Source organism: Pseudomonas sp. TUM25319 (genome assembly GCF_056388475.1).
In genome coordinates, this window is sequence record NZ_CM150751.1 from 3000506 (window position 1) to 3025061 (window position 24556).

Below are 24556 nucleotides of genomic sequence, written 5' to 3' on the forward strand. Positions count from 1 at the left end.
AGAGCGGCGCAGGGCCAGCCCCGGGCGTCAGCCCAGGGCCCGCAGCACGCTTTCGATTTGCCCCATCACCGCAAAGTGCCCGCCGTCGCTCATGCGCAGGGAGAACCCGGCACCGCTGACCCGACGCCAGGCCAGCAGCGACTCGTAGCTCACCTGGCGGTCCTCCAGCGCCCCGAAAGCCACCACGGGGATCTCCAGCGGCTGCTGGTACCGATGGCGGTAGTCGAGGATCAGTTCAAGGTCGGCCTGCAGGATCGGTACGGTGAGGTCCATCATCGCCGGGTTGTCCAGCACTTCCCTGGGCGTGCCGGCGAGGTCGGCGAGGTAGTCGCGCAGGGCGCGGTCGGTCAGCGGCGGCAGGCCGGCGCAGACTGGCAGCCAGTCCGGGCTTTGCCGTGACGCCACCAGCAGCCGCGAGGGTCGCCGGGCGCCCGCGGCCAGCAGGTGGCGGGCGGTTTCGTAGGCGAGCAGGGCCCCCAGGCTGTGGCCGAACAGCACCAGCGGTTTGTCCGGCAGCCGCTGGCACTGCTCGGCGAAGTGCCCGGCCAGCTCCGCCAGCGAGCGGGCGAAGGGCTCGCGCAGTCGCCGGGTACGGCCGGGCAGTTCCACCGCATACAGTTCGCAGCGGCCGGCCACGGCTTTTTTCCACGGGAAGAACCCCTGTGCACTGCCGCCGGCGCAGTGAAAGCACACCAGGCTGACCGGCGCCGCGTCGTCGGCCAGCCACTGCACCAGGCCCGTCTCAGGCGTCATCGAGCAGTTCCAGTTGGGCCGCCAGGTAGAGCTGGCGCATCCTGCCGCGCTGGATCTTGCCGCTGGTGGTCTTGTGGATGCTGGTGGGCTGGACGAACACGATGCGATTCAGGGTCACGCCGTGGCTGTCCGTCACCGCGCCGCGCACGGTGGCCTTGAGCTGGCGCGGATCGTCGCGCAGCCAGCGCTTGAGCTCGCGGTTCAGCTCGATGGCGGCGACCAGGGTCTGGCGCTGTTGTTCGTTGTCGTGGCTGAACACGGCGCAGCTTTGTGCCCTTGCATCGCGCAGCGCCTCGATCACCGTGTGCTCGATGTCTTCCGGGTGCAGGTTGCGGCCCTCGCAGATGATCAGGTCCTTCAGGCGGCCGCCGATGTAGAGCTGGCGGTCCTGTTCCTCGACGAAGCCCAGGTCGCCGGTGCGCAGCCAGTGGTGTTCGCTGCCGTCGTCGAGGCGCGCGCGAAAGCCTGCCTCGGTGGCCTCCGGGTTCTGCCAGTAACCGCGAGCGATGGCCGGGCCGCGCAGCCAGATCTCGCCGATCTGCCCGATTTCGCAACGTTGCCGTGTGGCGGGGTCGACGATCGCTACCTGCACCTCCCACGAAGGCTCGCCACAGCCCACCAGCACCTGCGCATTGGCCGGGTCGACGGGCCGGCGCAAGCGCTGTTCCAGTGCCAGCGCCTGCGGGTCGGCACTGAGGGTGCGTACCGGTCGCCCATGGGGGCCACCGGACACGAACAGGGTCGCCTCGGCCAGGCCGTAGCAGGGTAGGAAGGCGCTGGCGGCAAAACCATGGGCGCCATAGCACTCGGCGAAGCGCGTCAGGCTGGCCGGACGCACCACGTCGGCGCCGTTGAGGGCGTGGGTCCAGCAGGACAGGTCCAGGCCTTCCAGGCGGCGGGCGTCGTAGCGTTCCACGGCGAGGTTGTAGGCGAAGTTCGGGCCGCCGGCCAGGCGTGCGCGGTAACGGGCGATGGCCTGCAGCCAGACCAGTGGCTGGCGAACGAAGGTGGCTGGCGACAGGATCACCGTGTGGTTGCCCAGTACGATGGGCAGCAATTGGCCGAGGATCAGCCCCATGTCGTGGTGGTGCGGCTGCCAGGTGACGAAATCGCTGGTGTGATCCAGTGCCCAGGCGTCGCGCATCATGCGCAGGTTGGCGCTGATGTTGGCGTGGCTGACGATCACGCCCTTGGGTGCCGAGGTCGATCCCGAGGTGTACTGCAGGAAGGCGGTGCGCTGCGGGTCGTTGTCCTCCGGTCGGCTCCAGCTTGCTTCGGCGTCGCACTCGCTGGTCGGGCTGAGCAGGGCGAGCCCTTCGGCGCTGCTGCGGGCGAACGCCTCGCGCAAGGCCGGGCGTTCGCTCTCGGCCACCAGCAACAGGCGGCTGCCGCTGTCGTCGAGGATCTTCAGGCAGCGTTCGACGCGGCGCCGGGTCGGCAGGTTGACCGGCACGGCAATGCGCCCGGCCAGCAGGCAGCCGAGAAAGCTGGCGATGAACTCCAGCCCCTGGGGAAAGAACAGCGCGACGCGGTCGCCCGGCCGGCTGTGGCTGTGCAACTGGCGGGCGATGGCGCTGGCGCGGCCGTACAGCTGGCCGTAGGTCAGGCGCTGCTGCTCGGCACCGTCGTCATCGAGCAGGGTGAACAGCACCTTGTCCGGGTGCAGCCGGGCGCGCAGGCCAAGGCAGTCGTGGATCGCCAGGCTGCCGGTGGCCGAGGCCAGTTCCTGGGGGTTCAGGCAGGTCTTGTCAAACATGCTCCGGCTCCTGTTGTCGGGTTTGCCCGGCGCTGCCGGCGAGTGCGGCGATGGCTTCGGCCAGCTCGATGATGCTCGGGTGTTCGAACACCAGGGTCGGTGACAGGCGCACGCCGAAGCGTTCTTCAAGGCTGCCGATCAGCCGGGTGCCCACCAGCGAGCCGACGCCCAGGGCGCCCAGCGGGGTATGCAGGTCGATCTCGTCCGGCGGCAGGTCGGTCTCCCGGCAGATGAATTCACTGATGTGGGTTTGCAGGGTCTCGATCAGGCTCATGGGCTTTTCCTCGGTGGGGCATCGGGGCACAGCAGGTCGAGCAACTGCGCCGTGGGCAAGGGAATCGGCAAGTCGGGGGCGTGCTGGCGGCGCCAGCGGTTGAACAGCCACAGCGAGGCATCGCCGGGCACTTGCGTTGTGGCCTGCGCATCACGCATGCGCTGACACAGGGCCTGGCGCTCGTCGCCGGGACGGCAGCCGTCGCTGAGGTAGAACGCCTGCTGCGCCTCGCTGTGGCGTTGGGCCTGGTGGTCCAGCACATAGCCCTGGCTGCGGCTGTGCAGCTCGGGGTAGCGCCAGTCCGCCAGCCACTGGTGGTCCGCGCGGCCCAGGCGCGCCAGCTGTTGCTGGCGCTGAATGGGCAGGGCGGCCTCGGCGGCGAGCAGCCATACCGCTCCCGGTGCGACGAACTCCACGCCCAGGTCGAACATGGCCTGGGCGCTGGCGGCGCTGCCGATCAGCCCGCCGGCGCCGATCAGTGGCCGGCGCAGCAGGCGCTCGCGGCGGGCCAGGGCTTCCAGCAGCAGCGGCAGGTGCTGATCGACGGCGATCAGCAGGGCGTCGGCGTGGGCGAGGGCAGCGTCGAGATCCGCCTCTCGTTCCAGCCGGACCAGCCAGTGCACCGCCGGCCAGCGCTCGCGCAGTTGCGGCGTAAGGCGATGGGCGCCGATCTCGATGCAGCGGATGCCCGCGTCGGCGACGTGCGCCAGGCGTTGCGCACCGTCGAGGCTCACGCCGAAACGCCCGCGCAGCTGTGGATTGGCGTTGTAGCGTTGCAGGGTGTCGTGCAGCTGCTGGTCGTCCAGGTCGTGGCTGTCCAGCAGGCCCATGGCGCCGTGGCGGGCCAGTTCCAGCAGCAGGGCCTCGCCGCCCAGCGCCGGGGCCAGGGCCGCCGCCAGCAACGGCCGCCCCCGTGGCGCAGGCGCTGCCGCGAGAGCCGGAGCATGCTCGCGGATGTCCTTGAGCATGCCGGCGAAGATCGGCGGCTGGCCGACTTCGATGAACTGCTCGACACCCTCGGCCAGCAGCCGCTGCATCCCCTGTTGCCATTGCACGGGGTGGGTCAGGTGGCGCGACAGCGCATCCACCAGTCGCTCGCGGCGATGGGGGCGGGCGTCGATATTGGCGATCACCGGGAAGGCCGGCTCGCGGAACTGCGCGCTGACGCTGTGCAGGAAAGCGCGGAAACCGGCCTCCACCGGCGCCATCCAGGGCGTGTGGAACGGCCCGCTGACTTTCAGCAGCAGGGCGCGGATCGACTGGCGGGCACACAGGCCCAGCAACTGCTCGAGTGGTTGGTGCTCGCCACCGACGATGATCTGTCGCGGACTGTTGATATTGGCGATGGCCAGGCCACTGTCCGGCAATTCGGCGAGCAATTGCCGGACCTGCTGCTCGTCCTGGCCGAGTACCGCCGCCAGGCCACCGCCTTCGACCGAGGCCATCAGCCGTGCGCGCTCGTTGACGATACGCAGGCCCAGGTTGAAGTCCATGACCCCGGCAGCGGTCAGCGCAGCGTATTCGCCAACGCTGTGACCGGCGGCGAAGTCGGCCCGGGCGCCATCTTCCCGCGCCGCCAGCCAGCCCAGCCAGGACACCACGTAGATGGCGGGCTGGGTGTAGCGGGTCTGGTTCAGGTGCTGGTCCGGATCGTCCAGGCACAGCCGTTCGATGGAGTAGCCGAGCACGGCGTCGGCTTCGCGTACCAGCGCCGGGAAGCGCGGGAACAGCTCGGCGCCCATGCCCTTGCGCTGGCTGCCCTGGCCCTGGAACAGCCAGGCCTTCATGGGGTCACCTCGTGTTGCGCCCGCGGCAGGTCGCGCATCTCCAGGCCGTCCAGACGCAGGGCGCAGCGACCGTCGGCGGCGCTCAGGCTCAGCGCCAGTTCACTGCCGTGACGGGCGATCACCAGTTGCCGTGCGCCCGCCAGGGCCGCCGGGTCGAGGTGCAACTGGCGGATGCGAAACGGCAGGCGCGGGGCCGGTGCGTGCTGCAGCAGGGTCGGGGCGAGGCTCAGGTTGCTCAGCAGTGCCGCCCACAGCTCCGGGTCCCGGGCGTCTTTGCCGGGGTGGGCGAGATGGGCGTGCAGGCTGTCTGCGGTGTGGTGCAGGTCCCGCAGGTTACGGCCAGGGGCGCCCCCGGGGTAATGCGCCAGCGGCCTGGCATCCGCGGCCGCGGCCTCGGCGAGCGCTGCGGGCGGTGCCCCCGGCTCGTCGGCGCGCACCTGCAGCAGCACCTGCTCGCCAAGGCTGACTTGCCAGTGCCGATCTGCGCACGCGAAGGCCAGGGATTCGTTGGTGCCCAGCGCCAGCGGCGGGCCGAAGCGCAGGTCGCTCAGGGCCAGCGGCGTGCCCGGCGCCTGCTGCAGCCACTGGCCGATCAGCGCGGGCAGTGCCATCACCGAACCGGGCGGGGCCGCGTCGGCCTCCCAGCACTCGCGCCAGGCCTGGCCCAGGCTTGGCGCGGGGCGGGCAGCGACCGTGGCCGGGGTGTACCAGACCCGCTCCAGGCGCCACGGATAGCCGGGCAAGGGCAACTTGCCCGGGCGCGGCTGGTCGCCGTAGACGGCGGCCCAATCCGGGCTGGGCTGCTTGCCGCCGGCCCAGTACGCGGCCCAGGCCAGGAGTTGCCCGGCAGGTGGCGGTTCGTTTGCCGGTGCAATAGTGCCGCTGAGGTACAGGCCGGCACTGTCGTCAGTCAGATAGTCCCGCAAGCGCTGGAACAAGCCGGCGCGGCTGTCGGTGACGAAGGCCAGGCGCCTGGCCATGGCATCACGGCCTTCCTGCAAGGTGCGGGCGATGCTGGCGAGGCTCGCTTCGGCCAGCAGCGCCTCGGGCAGTGCCGTGAAGCTTTCCTGTCGCGGCTCGTCGGCATCGGCCGGCCGGGCTTCGGCCACCCAGCGTTCGACCACTTCCTCCAGGCTGACCGCGCCGCGCCAGGCGTCGAGGGGTACGTCCAGGCGCAGTTCGTCGAGCACCTGCTCCAGGCTGGCGACGAAGCGACCGGGATCGATGTCCAGGGTGGCGAGCCGCACTGGGCTAGCGGCGTCGGCAGGCAGGCCGAGGCGTTCGCGCAACTGCTGCAAGAGTGTCTGGCGCAAGGCTGCACCGCCGCCTGGCAGCGCTTCGCCGAAGGCTGACAGCAGTTGCCGGGCGCGCGCCCGCAAGCCGGCGTCGTCCCGCGCCGACAGCAGGATCAGCCGCGGTTGCGCCGCGGCGGTCACCGGTGCCAGGTTGGCGGCAGCCTGCAGCACCACATGGGCATTGACGCCGCCAAAGCCAAAGGCGCTGACCCCGGCCAGCAGCGGCTCGCCGTCATGTTGTGCGAGCGGCGCATTGCCTTCGGCGAGGCGCAGCGGGCTGTCATCCAGACAGATCTGCGGGTTGAGCTGGCGGTGGTGCAGATTGCCCACCTGCTGGCGATGTTGCAGGCAGAGCAGGGTCTTGACCACCGAGGCGATCCCGGCGGCAGCTTCCAGGTGGCCGATCTGACTCTTCAACGCACCGAGCACGACAGGCGCGCCATCGCTGGCCGACATGACTTTTTTCAGGGCGTTGATTTCGATCGGGTCGCCCAGCGGTGTGCCGGTGCCGTGGGTCTCGATCAGGCAGGCCTGGCGCGGCGAGTGCCCGGCCTGTTGCCAGGCCTGGCGGATGACCTCGCTCTGCGCCTTGGGGTTGGGCGCGGTAAAGCTGTGGGCGCGGCCACCGTGGTTCTGCGCGCTGCCCAGCACCTGGCCATGGATGAAGTCGCCATTGGCCAGGGCGGCGTCCAGGGTGGTCAGCACCAGCGCGGCCACGCCCTCGCCGCGGACATAACCGTCGGCGCCGGCGCAGAAGGTCTGGCAGTGCCCGGCATGGCTGAGCATGCCGGCCTTGGCGAAGGCGATAAACAGCTCCGGGCCGAGCAGCAGGTTGACCCCGCCGACGATCGCCAGCTCGCATTCGCCGGACAGCAGTGCCTGACGGGCGCGGTGCAGCGCCACCAGCGAGCTGGAGCAGGCGGTGTCGATGCTTTCACTGGGGCCGTGCAGGTCCAGGCAGTAGGACACCCGGTTGGCAATGGCTGTCAGGGCGATGCCTGTGCCGCGCCAGGCGTCGCTGGGTACACCGTCGCGGCGCAGCAGGGTCGGGTAGTCGGCGTGGCCGACACCCACGAACACCCCGACCCGGCGTTTCGCCAGCTGTGCCGGCGGGTAGCCGGCATCCTCCAGGGCGGCCCAGGCGCATTGCAGGAACAGCCGCTGCTGCGGGTCCATGCCCTGTGCCTCGCGGGGCAGAATGCCGAAGAAACGGGGGTCGAAGCGGTCGACCTGCTCGATGAATCCTCCGCGCTGGCAGTAGCTGGTGTCGTCGCCGGCATTGCGTTCGCTGTCGTAGGCGCGCCAGTCCCAGCGCTCGGCCGGAACCTGGCGCACGGCGTCGGTGCCGTCGCGCAGCAGGTGCCAGAAGGCGCGCAGGTCCGGGGCGCCGGGAAAGCGTCCGGACATTCCGACTACCGCCAGGGCCGGGCCGGCGGCGCTCACGCGTTTCCCTCGACGACGTCCGGCTGACGCTGGCACAGGGCTGTCATCGCTTCGTATTGACGGGCCTGGGCCTGCAGCGGGCCGATATTGCCGGTGGCCCTGGCGCGCTCGTGGCCCTGGCGCAGTTCCCGGGCCAGGCCATGCATGTAGGTGGGGCCGTGCATCTCGTAGTTGTTGCGTGGGGTGGCCAGGAATTCCCGCTCGATCACCTTGCGTTCGGCCTCGATGTGGCGACGTTCGGCGGCGGTGTCCGGGCGCAGGTAGTCGCCGGCGAAATAGTCGGCGGTGAGGTCGGCCTGGCGCTCCATCATGTCGAGGAAGCCCCAGGTCACCGCCTGGAACAGGCCGATGAAGGCCAGGTTCGGCATGTCCGGCAGGAAGATCCGCTGGAACAGCGGGATGCGGTTGTCTTCGATCTTCAGCAGTTCCGTGGGCAGGAACGGGAAGTCGGTGTGGTAGCCGGTGGCGTAGATCACCGCGTCGACTTCCAGCTGGCTGCCGTCGACGAAGTGCACGGTGTTGCCGTCGATGCGCTGCACCTGTGGCACCACCTTGAGCTTGCCGTCGCCGACCCGGTTGGCGAAGTTTTCCGACAGCGTCGGCAGGCTCGACATCATCAGGTGATCGGGCTTGGGCATGCCCAGTTGCTTGCGCTTGGCGATCAGGGCCTTGTACAGGCCGGTGAACATCAGGCCGGTGAGCGGGTAGGGCAGGATCTTCTTCACCCACCAGTCGTTGAGGCAGCCCATCACCTTGTCGATGCGGATGCCGAACAGGTAATGGGGTAGCACGTAGACGCCACGGCGCAGCGACAGGTAGGTCATGCGCGCGTCGTGGCTGACGTCCACGGCAATCTGCGCGCCGCTGTTGCCGACGCCCACCACCATCACCTGCTTGTCCTGGTAGCCGTGGCGGTAGCGGTACTGCTGCGAGTGGATGGCGTCGACGCTGGCATCGGCGGCGTAGTCGGGGAAGTTGGGCGTGTTGTGGTGCCCGTTGGCGATCACCAGGGCGTCGTAGTGGCGAACTTCCCCGGAGCCGAGGGTCACCCGCCAGACACCGTCGGGCAGGCGCTCGGTGCGTTCCACCGGGCAGTCGAGGTGGATCGAGTCGGCCAGCTCGAAATGCTCGACGAAGCTCTCCAGGTAGGCGTGGACCTGGCGATGGGAGGGGAAGTCCGGGTAGTGCCGGGGCATCGGGAAGTCGCTGAACTGGTACAGCCCCTTGGGCGTGTTCATGTTCATGCTGTGCCACACCGAGGTGTGCCGGCCGCTGTGGTCGAAGGCCCAGATGCCGCCGATCCGCTCGCGCCGATCGAAGCAGTCGAAGGCGATGCCCTTGCGCTTGAGCGCCCGGGCCATGCACAGGCCGCCGACGCCGGCGCCGACGATGCACACCGTCGGGCCATGGGACGACAGCGGACGGACAGGGGCCGCGCCGGAATCGGCGAGACGCGACGGGTTGATGCGAGTGTGCTCGGTCACAGCGTGGCTCCTTGCGTGGTTGCCGGTATCAGCCCGGCGAGAAAGTCGGCAGTGCGGGTGTCGCCCAGTTGCCGGTTGTACGCGGCGCAGTCTTCGAGTACCCCGGCGACGCCTCGGGCCAGGGCCCGGCGCAGGTTGGCGAGGATCAGGTCGATGGCGTCGCGGTCGATATCCAGCGGTGGCAGGTAACGCAGGCAGTTGTTGTAGATCGGGCACACGGCGGCCGCGACACCGCCTTCGCGGTCGCGCAGCAGGCGGCCCCAGAGCAGGTAGCCGAAGCTGCGCTCGACGAACGCCGGCATCCCGCGCAGGTCGAGTTCGAGGGTGAGCAGCACGCCTTCGCCGCGCACCTCCCTGATCAGCGGAAACGCCCGTTGCAAGGCCAGCAGCCCCTGGCGGAAGTACTCGCCCTGGTCGCGGGCCTGTTGCAGGCCGGCATCGCGCTCGATGGCCTGCAGGCAGTTCAGCGCCAGGTGCGCGCTCAACTGGCTGATGCCACGCCGTTGCAGGTCGTACAGGCGCTCGGGGTGGCGTTGGCCCGCCTGCTGCGCCAGTTCCTCGCGGTAGAGCACCACGCCCATCGGCAGCAGGCTGTCGCACAGGGCACTGCCGAGGGCGACGATGTCCGGCTGGGGGATCTGCGGCTGGCTGTGCAGGAAGCGGCCGGTGATCAGGTTGGTCTGGGTTTCATCCACGCCGACGAGGTAGCCGCCGGCCTCGCGGTGGTGTTCGATCAGGCGCACCAGCGCCGCTGGAATCGGGCGCGAGGCGTTGGCGTCGACCTGGATCGTTTCCAGCCAGACCAGGGCGATTTCGCCGCTTTGCAGGTGGTCCAGCAACTGTGCCTCGGCATCCTCCGCCTGTGGGTCGACGAACACCGTATGACGGTGCAGCGGTTCGAATGGCTGGCGGAAAATATCGAAGTCTTCGTTGCGCGATGAAGCGGCGCTGAGCATCGAGAAACCCAGGCCGCCGCTGAAGCACAGCAGCTTGCGTCGCTCGCCGCGGGCCGCGAGCAGGCCCAGGGTCAGCGCCGCTTCCACCGCCGTGACGTTGCTGGAGGCCGGCAGCGCCAGGGGCAGTGCGGTTTCCCGGGCCAGCACCTGGCACAGCGCGTCCCAGTAGTCGTGCCGGGTGTCGTGCTGCCCGGCGACCTGCGTGATCACATCCTGCGGATTCAGGCCCCGCGGACAGGTACCGACGTTGACGAAGCAGTCGATGATCTCCCGCGACGGCTGGCCATCGACCCGCAGCCGCGAGCGCACGCCGTAGCCTTCCTGGAAGCGCCCGTCGAAGCCGTGCATACGGGCAATCCGGGCGTAGCCGCTGTTGCCGTGTTGCAGATGAGCCTGGAACGTCGCTTCGCTGCTCGACGCCACACGTCGCAACTGGCGCAGCAAATCGGCGGGCAGTTCGCCGGCCAGTTGCTGCATCAGGTGCTCCACGGCCAGCCGCAGCGGCAGGCCGAAATTGCTCATGACGTGGCGCACGTAGCTTTCGTTGGGCGTCATCAGCCAGGGGTTCTTCACCCGCTCGTGAACCAGGCAGGCCCCCAGCGGCGCCTGGAAGCCGCCGAGGCCCTCGCCGAACACCACCAAGTCGGCACTTTCACGCAGGCGGGACAAGCGCTGCTCGCCATGGCCGTGCTCCAGCACCAGGCTGAGGGTGCCGCTGCCGGTGAGGCTGGCGATCAGCGCGTCACACTGTTCGGGCGTGGCGTCGGCAGCCTCGATCACGGCGACTGCAGCCAGTTGCGCCGGGCTGCTGGCGGCAAGGCGCGTGCGTGCCTCGGCGAGGCTGGCGACCACTTCCACGCCGGGGATCAGGGCGTCTTCATCAGCGGCCTTCAGCGGGTTGACGTAGCGCGCCCAATAGCCGCTGGCGTCGATCAGCAACAGGCCGCCACCGCCGTCCGGGGTGCGGTTGCGGGCGTGGTGGCGGGCCAGGCGCAGGGCGGCGTCGAGGGCTTCTTCCTGCGAGGTCAGGAAGTAGCTGCGGTAGCCGCCGGCCTCGCGCTTGCCGCGCCGGGCCAGGTGGTTGAGCAGCAGGGCGGTCTGCGCCGCAGGCGCCGAAAGAATCGCGCAGTGGCCTTGCTCACCCTGTTGCACATAGTCGGCGAGGGTTTCCAGGGTGGTGGCGCTGGCGGGCTGGAACACCGTGGTGCGCCGTTCTGGTGGTGTCGGCGCGCTCGGCGTGGCGTCGAGGAAGTCCAGCAGCAGGCGGTTGTAGTGTTCGAAGTGGGTGAAACCCAGCAGATGGCCGGCGCCTTCCACTTCGATCAGTTCGGCCTGGGGCACGGCTGCCGCGATCAGCCGCGAGTAGGCCGGCGGCTGGTAGGCGTCGTCGCTGCCGCAGATCAGCCGGCACGGGCATTCCAGGGCGGCGAGGCGCGGGCGCAGGTCGAAATCGCCGATCACCTGCTGGTACGCCGGCAACGCCGGCATGTTCCAGCCACGGTTGAGGGTCATGAAGCGCGGGCTTTTCTGCAGCTCGCCCATCAGTACCGGGAAGTTCGAGGCCCCCTCGCTGAACGGGGAACTGACGGTGACACACAGCCTGGCGCAGCGCTGCGGGTGGGCGAGGGCGAAGGCCTGGGCCAGCACGCCGCCGAAGGAGTAGCCGATCACCGGCAGCGGCTCGTCGAGGCCGAGCTGATCGAGGAGGTCGGCGAGGTCGGCCACCAGGTGGTCGATGTCGAACTGCGCAGGCAGTTCGGCGTCGCCGCAGCCGGGCAGGTGGAACATGATCAGCCGGTGGCGCTCGCCCAGAGCCTCCATCTGCAGCCGCCACATCACGTCGTACTGCATCACCAGGCCGCCAAGCAGCAGCACCGGCCGGCCGCTGCCGTAGGTGGCGCATTCCAGGCGCGGGGCGGCGGGGCGCCGGAACTGGATGCGGGTGGCGCGCTGGCAGGTGAGCAGGTGCTGGTCGAGCAGGGCTTGGGAGGGCTCCTGCTGAGGCTGCTCTTCTTCCCAGAGCTCTTCGATCGAGAGCAGGTTGCTGGTGGGCTCGGGCGGCTGGGCCTTTTCGCGAGCCGGCTCGTTCCTGTCGGGGAAGGTGTCGGGGGCGGGCGCGGTAGGTACAGGCTTGGGTGCCAGAGACTGTTCGGCCAGGCCATAGTGCGCTTGCAGGGAGGCGCGATGGTTGGCCAGCAGGTAGCCGCAGAAGCTGCGCAGGTCCTGGAATTCGAAAAACACCGTGGGCGGCACGGTGATGCCATAGCGCGCGGTGAACAGGGTGCCGATCTCGGTGGACGCGATGGAGTCCAGGCCGTAGTCCATCAGTGGCCGGTCGGGCGAGAAGTCTTCGGCGGCGATTTTCAGCACCCCCAGCAGCAGTTCCCGCAGGTCGTCCAGCAGCCGCGGCTCCAGGGCCGGTGGGGCGTCGAGGTGGTCCAGCAGGCGCAGGGCATCCAGGGCGCTGAGGGGGGCAGACAGGTGGGCGGAAGCATTCATGGTCGGACCTCGCGAAAGCGTCAGGCGCTGTGGGCCAGGGGTTGCAGGCGGGCAGTGAGGAAGTTCATCGAGCGGATGAACTTCCACAGGTCCACTTCGTGGGCGTGACGCTGGGTCTGCATGAAGCGCTGCTGGCCGAGGTCGAGCCGCTGCGGTTGCTGCTTGATCCGGCACAGCCGGCGCCATGCCGGGCTGTCTGCGGCGCGGGCCTTCAGGCAGGCGGCGATGAAGCGGCCGGTCATGTTGGCGAGGTTGCCGATGCCCGACGGGGTGTTGAGGTAGCCGACGAACATCAGGTCATCGTGCTGCGCCGGCAGCATGCGCATGAACAGCGAGTCGAAATCCCGCTGCCAGTCGAACACTTCGGTGGGCAGGAACGGCAGGTCGATGCCGTAGCCGGTGGCCCAGACGATCAGGTCGATGGTTTCGAAGCTGCCGTCGGTGAAGTGCACCTGCTGGCCGTCGAAGCGCTCGATGTCGGGCCTGGCGTGAAGGTCGCCGTGGCCGAGGTAGTAGAGGATCTGCGAGTTGAGGATCGGGTGGCACTCGCGAATGCTGTGGTCCGGTGCCGGCAGGCCGTAGTCGCGGCCATCGAAACCGGCGAACTTGAAGCTGCGCTCTACGTGTTCCCAGTAGGCATCGTCGTCGCTGAACTTCGGCGCCTGGTCCATCAGCCATTCCTGGGTGGGCTGGCCGTCGATGAACTTGGGCATGTAGTGGTAGCCGCGGCGGGTCGAGTGCAGCGCCCGGGCGGCGCTCTGGGCGGCGTCCACGGCGATGTCGCAGCCGGAATTGCCGCCGCCCACCACCAGCACCCGCTTGCCGCGCAACTGCTCGGTGCTGCGGTAGTCGCGGGCATGCAGGCTGATGCCGCTGAAGGTGCCGGGGTAGCAGGGGATCTGAGGCACCCCGAGCAGGCCGTTGCACACCACCACCGCCTCGTAGCGGGAGGAACTGCCATCGCCGAAGGCCAGACGCCAGCCCTGTGGTTCGCGAGTCATGCCGGTGACCCGGGTATCGAACCGGGTGTGGGCGTCCAGCCCGTAGTGAGCCGCCAGTTGCGTGAGGTAGGCGAAGACCTGGTCGTGGCGTGGGTAGTCCGGGTAGTCGGCGGGCATGGGAAAGTCGGCGAACTGGGTGTTGCGCCGCGAGCTGATCAGATGCACCGAGGCGTACATCTTCGAGGCCGGCCCGTCCGGCTGCCAGTTGCCGCCGAAGCGCGAGGTGGCCTCGATGATCTCGAAGGCCAGCCCGGCTTCCTTGAGGGCCTTGGCCACGCCCAGGCCACTGGCCCCGGCGCCGATCACGGCGATTGTCGGCTGCTGCATTGGGTTGCCTCCCTGGGCGGTCGATGGGTCAGAGCATGGCCTTGAGCAGGCTGCGGGCCTGGTCGGCGGTGATTTCCTGGCGGGCCAGGCGGTCGAGGATCTGCTGCGGTGTCTGGGCCGGTGCGGGGGCTGCCGGACGTTCCTTGACGGGCAGGCTCGGGTGCACCGGGGGTTGTTCCTCGACCCAGTAACGCCGGCGCAGGAAGGCATAACCCGGCAAGGGCACCTTGCGGCCCGGTGCAGGCGCGGAGCCGGCGGGGGTTCCCTCCAGCCAGCGCAGGGCTTCATCGTGCAGTTCACCGCGGCTGCCGAGCACGCTTCGCGTCTGCTCGGCGACGCTTTCCAGCAGCCATTCGCCGAGCAGATGGCGCAGTTCGTCGAAGTCCGCTGCCACCACCGCCAGGCGTACCTCGTCGAAGCAGTGCCGGCCCTCGCGCAGGGTCCAGGCCACGTCGGCGGTGGTGAAACCGGCGCGGCCCAGGCGGGCTTGCGCCTGGGCGGGTGCCAGGGCGCGCTCGTGCTCCAGGTGGTCGACGAAACGTTGCAGGTACTCGCGCAGTTGCACCTGGCCACGGGCGCTGAAGACGAACACCTGGGCGCCGGTCACAGGCGCCAGCGCGGTGGCCGGCGCGTCTTCCACCAGCACATGGGCATTGGCGCCGCCGGCACCGAACGAACTGATGGCCGCCACCCGCGGCAGGCCGTCGGCTGGCTCGGGCCAGGCTGCCAGGTGCTGCTGCACCACGAACGGCGTGCGGCTGAAGTCGATGTTCGGGTTCAGCGGCTCGGCATGAATCGACGGCGCCAGTTGCCGGTGCTTGAACTGCAGCAGCACCTTGGTCAGCGCCGCCATGCCGGCAGCGGATTCGAGGTGGCCGAGGTTGGCCTTCACCGAGCCGATCGGGCACTGCCAGCCGGCGGGCACGCGCTCGGCGAGGGCCTTGCCCAGGCCGCGGATCTCGATCGGATCGCCAAGGCTGGTGCCGGTGCCGTGGGCCTCGATGTAGCCCAGCCGCGTCGCCGACAGCCCGGAGCGGTCGAGGGCTCCGGCGATCACCTGGGCCTGGGCCTCGGCGTTGGGCACGGTGTAGCCGGAGGTGCGGCCGCCGTGGTTCAGGTCACTGCCGCGGATCACCCCGTTGATATGATCGCCGTCGCGCAGGGCCTGGGCCAGTGGTTTGAGCAGGACCACGCCGACGCCTTCGCCGGGCACGTAGCCGTCGCCGCCGGCGCCGAAACTGCGGCACTTGCCGTCGTGGGAGGCGAAGTTCAGTTCGCACAACGTGCGGTACTTGTACGGGTGCAGCGACAGGTTGACGCCACCGGCCAGGGCCAATTCGCAACTGCCGCCACGGATCAGCTCGCAGGCCAGGTGCAGGCTGGTCAGCGATGACGAGCACATGCTGTCGACCGCGAACGACGGGCCTTCCAGGTCGAGGCAGAACGACACCCGGTTGGCGATCGAGGCGTAGGACGAGTTGGTCAGGGTCGCCGGTTTCTGCGGCCAGGCGCTGGCGCCGTAGAACTGGTACTCGCCGTACATCACCCCGGCGATCACGGCCACCCGCCGCCGCGGCACGCCGGGCAGACGCGGGCCGGACAGGCTGCGCGGGGTGTAGCCGGCATCTTCGACGGCATGCCAGGCGGTCTGCAGGAACAGCCGCTCCTGGGGGTCCATACGCTCGGCGTCGCGGGGCGAGATGCCGAAGAACAGCGGATCGAAACAGTCGACGTCTTCCAGCAGTCCGCCCCAGCGGGCGTACAGGCCGTCGTCGCCGGTGCTGTCAGGCCAGCGCTGGACGATTTCGCTGACCAGATCGTCGCCGGCCGCCAGGTGCTGCCACAGCGTCTGGGCGTCGCGGGCGCCGGGGTAGCGGCCGGCGAGGCCGATGATGGCGATGTCCTGACGGTCGTCAGCTGGGGTGTCGGTTATCGCTGCCGGTGCGGGCGCCGCCTGGGGCGTCGAGGGCGCCAGGCGAGCGGCCGCGTCGGCGTGTTCGCGCTCCAGCAGGGCCGCCAGTTCCCGCAGGCTGCGCACTTCGAACAGCACGGTCTTGGAGAGGTCGGGGAAGTGCCGCTCCAGGCGGCCGTTCAGTTCCATGACCAGGATCGAGTCGAGGCCGAAGACTTCCAGCGAGGTGTCCGGGTCGATCCGTTCTGGCGGTGTGGCGGTCACCTCTGCCAGTTGTCCGGTCAGGTAGTCCAGCAGCGAGGCGCCGCCACCGAAGGTATCGAGGGCCGTGGGCTGAGGCGCCGCTGCAGCGGCGGCAATGCCGAACAGCTTCGCCACCGCCTCGCGCTCGCCGCACACGGGCACCAGCACGCTCTGCGGTAGCGCCAGGCACTTGAGGAACACCTCGGCGCCCTGGTCTTGCGGCAGCAGCGCCAGGCCATTGCGGGCCAGCCACTGGCGTACCGGCTCGGGCGCCTGCATGCCGTGTTCGGTCTGCCACAGCGGCCAGGCGATGGACAGCGAGCGGCCTGGGGCTGGCGATAGCCGGCGCAGCTCGACGAAGCGGTCGAGCCAGGCGTTGGCCAGCGCGTAGGCGCTCTGGCCGGCGTTGCCGTAGGTGCCGGCGAGGGACGAGCAGACCATGAACAGCTTCAGGGGATCGCTGCGGGTCGCCTGGTCCAGGTGCTGCGCGGCGAGGGTCTTGCCGCGCAGCACGGCCTGGCGTTCGCTGGCCGGCTGGCGAAGGAAGTAGCCGTCGTGCAAGGCGCCGGCACAGTGGATCACGCCGTGGCAGGCGCCGAAGCGCTGGCGGATCGTGGCCAGTGCCATTGCCAGCGAGGCGGCGTCGGCACAGTCGGCTTGCCAGTACGCGGCATCGGCTGCGCCCGCTTGACGGAGCTGATCCAGCCATTGCTCGGTATCGGCATCGGCTTCGCGGCGACCGAGGATCGCCAGGTTCAGCCCGCCCCGTTGCGCCAGTACGTTGCCCAGGGCACGACCGACGGCGCCCAGGCCGCCGCTGATGAGCAGGGTGTCGCCGCTGTCCAGGCCGATGTCCTGGCCGGCGGTAGCGGTCGTGACGAAGCGCAGCGCGGCGAGCTGGCGCTGGCCGTCGGCAAGGCGGACGCGCTGTACGCCGGCCGGTACGCTGCTGTGCAGTTCCCGTTCGAGACTGGCGGCATCGTACGGGTCGGTCACCTCGATCAGCCTGGCGCTCAGGCTCGGCAGTTCCTGCACCACCGAGCGCAACAGCCCGTCGATGGCGCTGGCAAGACCGGTGTCGGTCAGCACCTGCACTTGCAACCGCGGTGTGCCAAGGCCCTGGCACAGGTGCCGCAGCAGGTCGGTGGCGAGCAGTACGGCATCTAGCCCGTCGCCCTGCGGCTCGGCACTGGCGGGCGGCCTGCGCAGGTCCATCAGCAGTCGCTCGGGTTTCAATGCCTGGTCGGCGAGCAGACGCAGCAGCAGGTCGGCATGGCGAGGGTCGGCGGGGTCGAGCTCGACCTGGCGTGGTGCCTGGTACAGGAAGTCGCCGGCGGCGCGCAGTTGCCAACTGTGTTCCAGCAGCGAGGCGGGCAGCGCCGCGTCGGGGTTGGCGCGGTAGAGCAGGGTGGTGCCGGTGCTTGCCGCCGATGGCTCGGGTGCTGGCAGCCAGCAGTGTTCGAGCAGGTGCACGGAGGGTTCGGCGGCAGACCGGTACTGGCGGAAGGCGAAACCGTCGATCTCCAGCAGCAACGCGCCGGTGTCGCTGAACACGCGGAAGTCGTAGTGGCGCATGGCGGGTTGGCGGGCGTATCGTGGCTGCACTTCCACGAACAGGTGTTCGCTCAGGGCGGTGTGGCAGCGCAGCGATTCACAGGCGTAGGGCACGAAGGTGGCGTCGACCTCGCCGGCGCTGACAAAGGCGCTTTGCAGCACCGCGTCGAGCAGGGCCGGGTCGAGGCGGGTCAGGGGCTCGCCGGCGCGCGGACGCAGGCGAACCTCGGTCAGCGCCCGCTGCGGGCCGCGCCAGGCGGCGACCAGGCACTGGAAGGTCGGCCCATAGGCGATGCCGAGCCGGGCCAGGGTTGGGTAGAAAGCGCCAAGGTCCAGCGGCTCGCTGCATGCCTGGCGCAGCCGGGCAAGGTCGGCGGTCGGTCGGGTGCTGCGGGCCAGTGGCCGGCACTCACCGCGAAAGTGGGTGTCGTCGCCGCTGCACAGGCTCAGGCGCAGGCCTTCGCCATGGCGCGGGTGACGGCACTCCAGGTGGCGTGGCTGCGGGGTATCGAAGCGCACTGGTGTGGCCCAGGTCAGGGCCCGCAGTTCCAGTGGCAGGTCGAATCCCTGCTGGCGGGCGATGTCCAGGCAGAGGTCGGCGCAGGCCGCTGCGGGCAATACGGGCAGGCCATGGACAAGGTGGTCGCGCAGGAAGAACTGTTGCGGGTCGAGGCGAATGTTCTGCGCCGCTGCCGCGCTGACGCGAGGCAGGCGATGGGCGTCGCGGGCGAAGGGGTAGAGCGGCGCCGACAGGGGTTCGGGGGCTTGCGGCCAGAAGCGGCTCCAGTCCGTGACCTTGCCGGTGACCCAGGCCTGGGCCACGGCGTGAGGATCGTCCGCCGGCGGGGCTGGCGAGTCGTCGCTGTCGACCCGCGCCCGGCCCTGATAGCCGCAGCGCTGGCCCTGGAGGAAGCGCGACAGCCCGTCACGCAGTTGAAGGGTGCCGCCGGCGACCAGTGCAAGCCGGTGATCGAAGGCCGCGCGGCAGCATTGCAGGGTGTGGGCGAGAGGGCCGAGCACCTCGTCGTCCCGGGAGTCGAGCCAGTTCAGCAGGGCGGCGGCCTGCTCGCGCAGTTGCGCTTCACTGCGCGCCGACAACGGAAACACCGGCATCGCGCTGGCGCCGTCACGGTGTTGCGGTTCGGGGGCCTGTTCGACGATGACATGGGCATTGGCGCCACCGGCACCAAAGGAGCTGATGCCGGCCCGCAGTACGCCGCTGGCCTGCCACTGGCGGGCCTCGCGGACGATGCGCAGAGGGCTGCCGTCGAGCCCGGCGTCGGGGTTGAGCGACTGCGCATGCAGCGACGGCGCCAGTTGCCGATGGCGCAACTGCAGCACCACCTTGCACAGGCTGGCCATGCCTGCAGCGGCTTCCAGGTGGCCGAAGTTGCTCTTTATCGAGCCGACATGGCAGGTGTTGTTGCTGGGATTGGCGAGGGCCTGTTTCAGCCCCTGCAGTTCGATCGGGTCGCCGAGTCGGGTGCCGGTGCCGTGGGCCTCGATGTAGCTGATGCTGGCGGCCGGCACCCGGGCGTCGTCCAGGGCCTGGCGAATCAGCGCGGCCTGGGATGCGGCGCTGGGGACGGTGTAGCCGTTGGTGCGGCCGCCGTGGTTGACGGCACTGCCCTTGAGCACGGCGAGGATCCGGTCGCCGTCGCGCTGCGCCGCCTCCAGCGGCTTGAGCAGCAGCGCGGCGACCCCTTCGCCGGGGACGAAGCCGTCGGCGGCGCTGCCGAAGGCATGGCAGCGACCGCTGGGCGACAGCATGTGCTGCTGGCACAACTGCACGTACTTGGCCGGATGGCTGTACAGGTTGACCGCCCCCACCAGCGCCCCGCGGCATTGGCCGCGGCGCAGGCTGTCGATGGCCAGGTGCAGGGCGCTGAGGGACGACGAGCAGGCGGTGTCCACTGCCAGGCTCGGTCCGCACAGATCGAGGGTGTAAGAGACACGGTTGGCGACCGACCACGGCAGGCCGCTGGGGATGGCCGTCTGGCCGTCGCGCCACAGGTCGGGGCCGAGCAGCGGCCAGGTGTTGCTGGTGATGCCGACGAACACGCCGATGTCCAGCGAGCCGTTGGCGTGCCGCAGCAGGCGGCTGCGTTCGCCGACATGGCCGCTGTCTTCCAGGGCATGCCAGGCGCATTGCAGGAACAGGCGTTCCTGGGGATCGAGGCACGCCGCTTCACGGGGCGGAATGCCGAAGAACTGGGCATCGAAATGCTCGATGTCACGCAGGAATCCGCCCCATTTGGCGTAACTGAGGCCGCTGTCGCGGGCCTCGGTGCCGGCCTGGAAAAAGCCCTCCAGCGGCCAACGCTCGCCGGGAATCTCGCTGATCGAGTCGACGCCGTGCAGCAGGTTGTGCCACAGCTGGTCGAGGCTGTCGGCATCGGGAAAGCGCCCGTGCAGGCCGACGATGGCGATATCCCCGGCGTCGCTGGACGGCCGCCGGAGGGCAAGTGGAGCGAGGTGCGGCCAGGTCGCCTCGACGTCGTTCGGCGTCGTGGGCGGTTCCGGTTGCAGAGGGGCCTGCTGCTGTTGCAGGTAGCGGGTACAGGCGTCGGGATGCTCGCGCAACAGGTGCTCGACCACCTCGGCGATGCTGCGACAGTCGAACAGCAGGGTTTTGTTCAGGTCGGCGAACAACGGCTGGATGCGCTCGTTGAAGGACAGGATCGCCAGGGACGTCAGGCCGATTTCATGGAACGGCGCTTCATCGCGCAGCACCGTCGCGGCCAGGCCGGTGGCTTGCTGGAGCAGGTCGCGGACCAGTGTCTTGAGCGCGCTGCGCGCACGGTCTTCCCTGGACTGGATCATGTTCACTCCTTGAACGGCATCCGGCGCGCACGAAGCAGCCGACGCGGGGCGCCAGAACTTGCTAATTGCAGGTAATCGACCGGCGACCGGTCAACGCCGGTCGCGGTTCACGGGATGTTCAGAGGGTGATGCTGGTGGCCGGGTAGAACAGGATGTTCAGTACGAAAAGAATCATCCAGAAACCGATTTCCAATGTTTCGGTAATCGGCTGGATCTTTTTTACTGCACCGTAGACATGCACCACGAACATCAGGGTAAAGACCACGAACAGGATATCGAAGGCGTAACTGAAACTTGTCCCGGTGGTGGCCGAACGCAACATGGCAACTTCCACCACCAGGATGAAGGCGCCGAGGCAGCGACCGAAATAGATCGCCAGGTGTTCGTGTTCGGGAATGGTCCAGCGCATGAGCCGGGCCCACTGTAGCGGGGCGATGAAGATGGGAAGGGCGAAGAACAGGGTTGTCGCGATCATCAGGGTGGTGATGTATTCCTTGCTGTATTGCGCATAGTAACCAAGCATCGAAGAACTCCTTGTTCCACCGGTAATTATTATTGTTGTTGTCACTGTCTGGTTTAGCGAACGGAAGTATTGCGAGCGCAGCACAGGCGCGCAATTGTGAATAGTGCTTACTACCAAAGGCGCGGGGGCGGTGTAGTACCGATGGCCACGGAAGTTTCGAGGGGGGAATGGTGCAGATTGGCAGCATAGGCCCGTCGCCTGTTGCAGGCGACGGGCCCGTTGGCGAGGATCAGTCGTCGGCGAGCACCACCACCCGCTGCCCGGCGCGCACGGAAGAGCCCGGCTGCACCCTGACTTCCAGCACGCGGCCATCCCGAGGTGCCAGCAGCGGAATTTCCATCTTCATCGACTCCAGCACCACCAGTACCTCACCGGCCTTGACCCTGTCGCCGGTGCTCACCGCGACCTGCCACAGGTTACCGGCGATATGGCTGTCGACACCGTGCTGGCCGGGTTCGAGTGCCGCTTCCTCGGTGGCCGGGGCAGCAGCTTCGTCGCTTTCGAAGTGGGCCTGGCCGGAGGCGATCCAGCGCTCGCGCTCGGCATTGAACGCGGCCTGTTGCTGGGTACGGAAGGCGTCGATGCCACTGGCCTCGCGGGCGAGGAAGTCCTGATAGTCGGCCAGGCACAGCTCGCTGTCCTCGATCTGCAAGGGGTAGCGCCCCAGCGGGAAGTCGCGGCGAATCCGCAGCAGCTCGTCCGCCGACACCGGGTAGAAACGGATGCGGTCGAAGAAGCGCAGCAGCCACGGCTTGCCGCCGAATGCGGCGACGTCGCGGTAGCGGTTCCACATCTGCAGGGTGCGCCCGACGAACTGGTAGCCGCCCGGGCCTTCCATGCCGTAGACGCACATATAGGCGCCGCCGATGCCCACCGAGTTCTCAGCAGTCCAGGTACGCGCCGGGTTGTACTTGGTGGTCACCAGCCGGTGTCGCGGGTCCAGCGGTGTGGCCACCGGCGCGCCGAGGTAGACATCGCCCAGGCCCATCACCAGGTAGCTGGCGTCGAACACCGTGCGCTGCACCTCGTCGAGGTTGGGCAGGTCGTTGATGCGGCGGATGAACTCCAGGTTGCTCGGGCACCAGGGGGCGTCCTTGCGCACGGTGGTCATGTACTTGTCGATGGCCAGCTGGCAGGCCGGGTCGTCCCAGGACAGCGGCAGATGGACGACGCGGGAGGGCACGCGCAGGTCCTGCTGCTGGCACACGCCGTCCCACAGGTCGCTGACCACTGCCAGCAGTTCCCGTAGCGACAGAATGCCTGGCTCATAGTGCACCTGCAGCGAGCGGATGCCCGGGGTCAGGTCGATCACCCCGGGCAGGGCGCGGGCTTGCAGCGCCTGCATCAGCGCGTGGCCGCGGAAGCGCAGCACCAGGTCCAGCTCCGCCGCGCCGATTTCCAGCAGCAGGTGGGTGTCGCCGGACAGCCGCGCGACCAGACGTTGGTCCGCCTCGCCCTGATCCAGCACGATCGGGCTGGCCAGTTGCGTGGCATCGCCGTCGAACGGGGCGTTGCCGGCGTGGGCCTGTTCGACGCTGACCGGAACGAAGCGCAGCTTGTCGCCGGCCTTGAGCTGCCCCAGTTGCCAGAGGTCGTCCTGGATGATGGTCACCGGGCAGACGAAGCCGCCCAGGCTCGGGCCGTCCGGGCCGAGGATCACCGGCATGTCGCCGGTGAAGTCCACCGCGCCGATGGCGTAGGGGTTGTCGTGGATATTGGAGGGGTGCAGGCCGGCTTCACCGCCGCTGTCGCGGGTCCACTGCGGTTTGGGCCCGATCAGGCGTACGCCGGTGCGGCTGGAGTTGAAGTGCACTTCCCATTCGCTGGCGAAAAATTCGTCGATGTACCCGGCGCTGAAGTATTCCGGCGCGCCGTGGGGGCCGTAGATCACCCGCAGGGTGCGCACCGGGTCGAGGCGGGTGCGCAGGCTGTCGTCGAGGACCTGGCCGGCGCTGCGGTCTTGAAGGGGATTGAGGTGCAGCACATCGCCGGCCCGCAGCGCTCGACCGGCGTGGCCGCCGAACTGGCCGAGGGTGAAGGTGCTCTTGCTGCCCAGATAATCCGGCAGTTCCAGGCCGCCACGCAGGCACAGGTAGCTGCGCGCACCGGCGCCGGCGATGGTGCCGAGGCTCAGGGTGGCGCCGGCCGGAATCAGCAGTGCGGTGTCCATGGGCTGTTCGACCCCGTCGAGGCTGACCGGCAGCGCCGCGCCGGTCACCGCCACCACGGCGTCGCAGTTGAAGCGCAGGGTCGGGCCGCTCATGGTGATTTCCAGGCCGGCCGTGCCTTCCGGGTTGCCTAGCAGGCGGTTGCCGTGGCGCAGGGCGCGGCTGTCCATCGGCCCGGAGGGCGGCACGCCGACCGCCCAGTAGCCAAGGCGACCGGGGAAGTCCTGGACGCTGGTGAGGGTGCCGCCGCCCAGCACTTCGAAGGTGTGGGCGCGGTAGCTCAGTTGTTCCAGGCAGCGGGTCCAGGGCGCGCCGCTGGCGAACGGGGCGAAGCCGAGGATCTGCCGCAGGTAGTCGCGGTTGCTTTCCACGCCGTACAGGCGGGTGTCGCCCAGTGCCTGGTCGAGGGCGCGGCTGGCCTGTTCGCGGCTGGGCGCCCAGGCGATCAGCTTGGCGATCATCGGGTCGAAATACGGCGGGATCTCGCAACCGGCCTCGACCCAGGTGTCGATGCGCAGCGCGCGGCCATCGGCCTCGGGGAAGGCCACTTCGGTGAGCAGGCCGGGGCAGGGCTGGAACTGGCGGCCCGGGTCTTCGGCATAGAGCCGCGCCTGGATCGCGTGGCCCTGGGGTTTCAGACCCGCGACCAGTTGCGCCAGCGGCGGCAGGTCGCCGGCGGCCAGCTCGATCATCCAGCGCACCAGATCGACGCCCCACACCTGTTCGGTGACGCCGTGTTCCACCTGCAGGCGGGTGTTCACTTCAAGGAAGTAAAAGCGTTCGGCCAGGCTGTCGTAGACGAATTCGACGGTGCCGGCGCTGCGGTAGTTGACGGCCTTGGCCAGGGCGATGGCGGCCTCGCAGAGTTGTCCGGCCATGCCCGCCGGCAGGTTCGGCGCCGGGGTTTCCTCGATGACTTTCTGGTTGCGCCGCTGCACCGAGCAGTCGCGCACGCCGAGGGCGATGACCTCGCCCTGGCCGTCGCCGAAGACCTGCACTTCAAGGTGCCTGGCACGTTCGATGTACTTCTCGACGAACACCCCGGCGTCGCTGAAGTTGTTCTGCCCCAGGCGACGGACCGCCTCGAAGGCATCGTCCAGTTCGGCCGCGGAGCGGCACACGCGCATGCCGATGCCACCACCGCCGGCGGTGCTCTTGAGCATCACCGGGTAGCCCACGGCGGCGGCGGCCTGTTGCGCGGCGGCGAGGTCGTCGAGCAGGTCGCTGCCTTCCAGCAGCGGCACGCCGTGGGCCTTGGCCAGGGCGCGGGCGGTGTGCTTGAGGCCGAAGGTGCGCAGTTGTTCCGGCGTCGGGCCGACGAAGGCGATACCGGCGGTTTCGCAGGCTTGCGCGAAGGCGGCGTTTTCCGAAAGGAAACCGTAGCCGGGATGGATCGCCTGGGCGCCGCTGGCACGGGCGGCGGCGAGGATCCTGGCGACATCCAGGTAGGTGGCCGCCGCCGGGCCTTCGCCCAGGCTGATGGCCTCGCTGGCCTGTTGCAGGTGCAGGCTGGCGGCGTCGGCTTCGGAATACACGGCAACGCCCGCGACCTCGAGCTGGCGCAGGGTCCGCAGGATGCGGCAGGCAATGGCGCCACGGTTGGCGATCAGCAGCTTCTCGAACATGGAGGCAGTCCTGAGAGGGGGCGGGTCGTCCCGCCAGAAGTCATCTGCACCACGGTCGTCCGTGGCTGAAAGCACTCAGTGTTTTTTCGAGGGCGCCTGCAGGCACTGCCCGGAGCGGCTCTGGCACAGGTGG

Annotated in this window: 11 protein-coding genes; all 11 read right to left on the reverse strand. The window is 69.1% G+C overall.

Annotated elements, in window-relative coordinates:
- Positions 1 to 27 precede the first annotated feature (27 nt).
- A complete protein-coding gene (locus AC05QJ_RS14130; RefSeq protein ID WP_476747438.1) occupies positions 28 to 753 on the reverse strand; it encodes a thioesterase II family protein in 726 nt (241 codons plus the stop codon).
- A complete protein-coding gene (locus AC05QJ_RS14135; protein WP_476747439.1) occupies positions 743 to 2509 on the reverse strand; it encodes a fatty acyl-AMP ligase in 1767 nt (588 codons plus the stop codon). Before AC05QJ_RS14135 ends, AC05QJ_RS14130 begins: the two co-directional genes overlap by 11 nt.
- Positions 2502 to 2783: an acyl carrier protein gene (locus AC05QJ_RS14140; RefSeq protein WP_476747440.1), complete on the reverse strand. Its 282-nt coding sequence runs from the start codon at positions 2781 to 2783 to the stop codon at positions 2502 to 2504. The genes AC05QJ_RS14135 and AC05QJ_RS14140 overlap by 8 nt, the downstream gene beginning before the upstream one ends.
- Positions 2780 to 4570 carry an ACP S-malonyltransferase gene (gene fabD, locus AC05QJ_RS14145; protein ID WP_476747441.1) on the reverse strand — a complete coding sequence of 597 codons (1791 nt, stop codon included), beginning with the start codon at positions 4568 to 4570 and terminating at the stop codon, positions 2780 to 2782. The genes AC05QJ_RS14140 and fabD overlap by 4 nt, the downstream gene beginning before the upstream one ends.
- Positions 4567 to 7308: a beta-ketoacyl [acyl carrier protein] synthase domain-containing protein gene (locus AC05QJ_RS14150; protein WP_476747442.1), complete on the reverse strand. Its 2742-nt coding sequence runs from the start codon at positions 7306 to 7308 to the stop codon at positions 4567 to 4569. The genes fabD and AC05QJ_RS14150 overlap by 4 nt, the downstream gene beginning before the upstream one ends.
- A complete protein-coding gene (locus tag AC05QJ_RS14155) occupies positions 7305 to 8792 on the reverse strand; it encodes a flavin-containing monooxygenase (RefSeq protein ID WP_476747443.1) in 1488 nt (495 codons plus the stop codon). The genes AC05QJ_RS14150 and AC05QJ_RS14155 overlap by 4 nt, the downstream gene beginning before the upstream one ends.
- Positions 8789 to 12247 carry an alpha/beta fold hydrolase gene (locus AC05QJ_RS14160; RefSeq protein ID WP_476747444.1) on the reverse strand — a complete coding sequence of 1153 codons (3459 nt, stop codon included), beginning with the start codon at positions 12245 to 12247 and terminating at the stop codon, positions 8789 to 8791. Before AC05QJ_RS14160 ends, AC05QJ_RS14155 begins: the two co-directional genes overlap by 4 nt.
- Before the next feature lie 20 nt (positions 12248 to 12267).
- Entirely contained in the window at positions 12268 to 13575 is a 1308-nt protein-coding gene (locus tag AC05QJ_RS14165; RefSeq protein WP_476747445.1) for a flavin-containing monooxygenase, read from the reverse strand.
- Positions 13576 to 13603: 28 nt separating this feature from the next.
- Positions 13604 to 20107 (reverse strand): SDR family NAD(P)-dependent oxidoreductase, encoded by a 6504-nt coding sequence (locus AC05QJ_RS14170; RefSeq protein ID WP_476747446.1) that lies wholly within the window; start codon positions 20105 to 20107, stop codon positions 13604 to 13606.
- 118 nt (positions 20108 to 20225) lie between these two features.
- A complete protein-coding gene (locus tag AC05QJ_RS14175; RefSeq protein ID WP_476747447.1) occupies positions 20226 to 20630 on the reverse strand; it encodes a hypothetical protein in 405 nt (134 codons plus the stop codon).
- A 229-nt stretch (positions 20631 to 20859) separates the two neighbouring features.
- On the reverse strand, positions 20860 to 24423 hold the full coding sequence (gene uca, locus AC05QJ_RS14180; RefSeq protein ID WP_476747448.1) for an urea carboxylase: 3564 nt from the start codon (positions 24421 to 24423) through the stop codon (positions 20860 to 20862).
- Positions 24424 to 24556: the final 133 nt, after the last annotated feature.

Coding starts and splice junctions, on each gene's coding strand:
- AC05QJ_RS14130 (WP_476747438.1), bottom strand. CDS start 753: ATGACGCCTGAGACGGGCCTGGTGCAGTGGCTGGCCGACGACGCGGCG.
- AC05QJ_RS14135 (WP_476747439.1), bottom strand. CDS start 2,509: ATGTTTGACAAGACCTGCCTGAACCCCCAGGAACTGGCCTCGGCCACC.
- AC05QJ_RS14140 (WP_476747440.1), bottom strand. CDS start 2,783: ATGAGCCTGATCGAGACCCTGCAAACCCACATCAGTGAATTCATCTGC.
- fabD (WP_476747441.1), bottom strand. CDS start 4,570: ATGAAGGCCTGGCTGTTCCAGGGCCAGGGCAGCCAGCGCAAGGGCATG.
- AC05QJ_RS14160 (WP_476747444.1), bottom strand. CDS start 12,247: ATGAATGCTTCCGCCCACCTGTCTGCCCCCCTCAGCGCCCTGGATGCC.
- AC05QJ_RS14165 (WP_476747445.1), bottom strand. CDS start 13,575: ATGCAGCAGCCGACAATCGCCGTGATCGGCGCCGGGGCCAGTGGCCTG.
- AC05QJ_RS14170 (WP_476747446.1), bottom strand. CDS start 20,107: ATGATCCAGTCCAGGGAAGACCGTGCGCGCAGCGCGCTCAAGACACTG.
- AC05QJ_RS14175 (WP_476747447.1), bottom strand. CDS start 20,630: ATGCTTGGTTACTATGCGCAATACAGCAAGGAATACATCACCACCCTG.
- uca (WP_476747448.1), bottom strand. CDS start 24,423: ATGTTCGAGAAGCTGCTGATCGCCAACCGTGGCGCCATTGCCTGCCGC.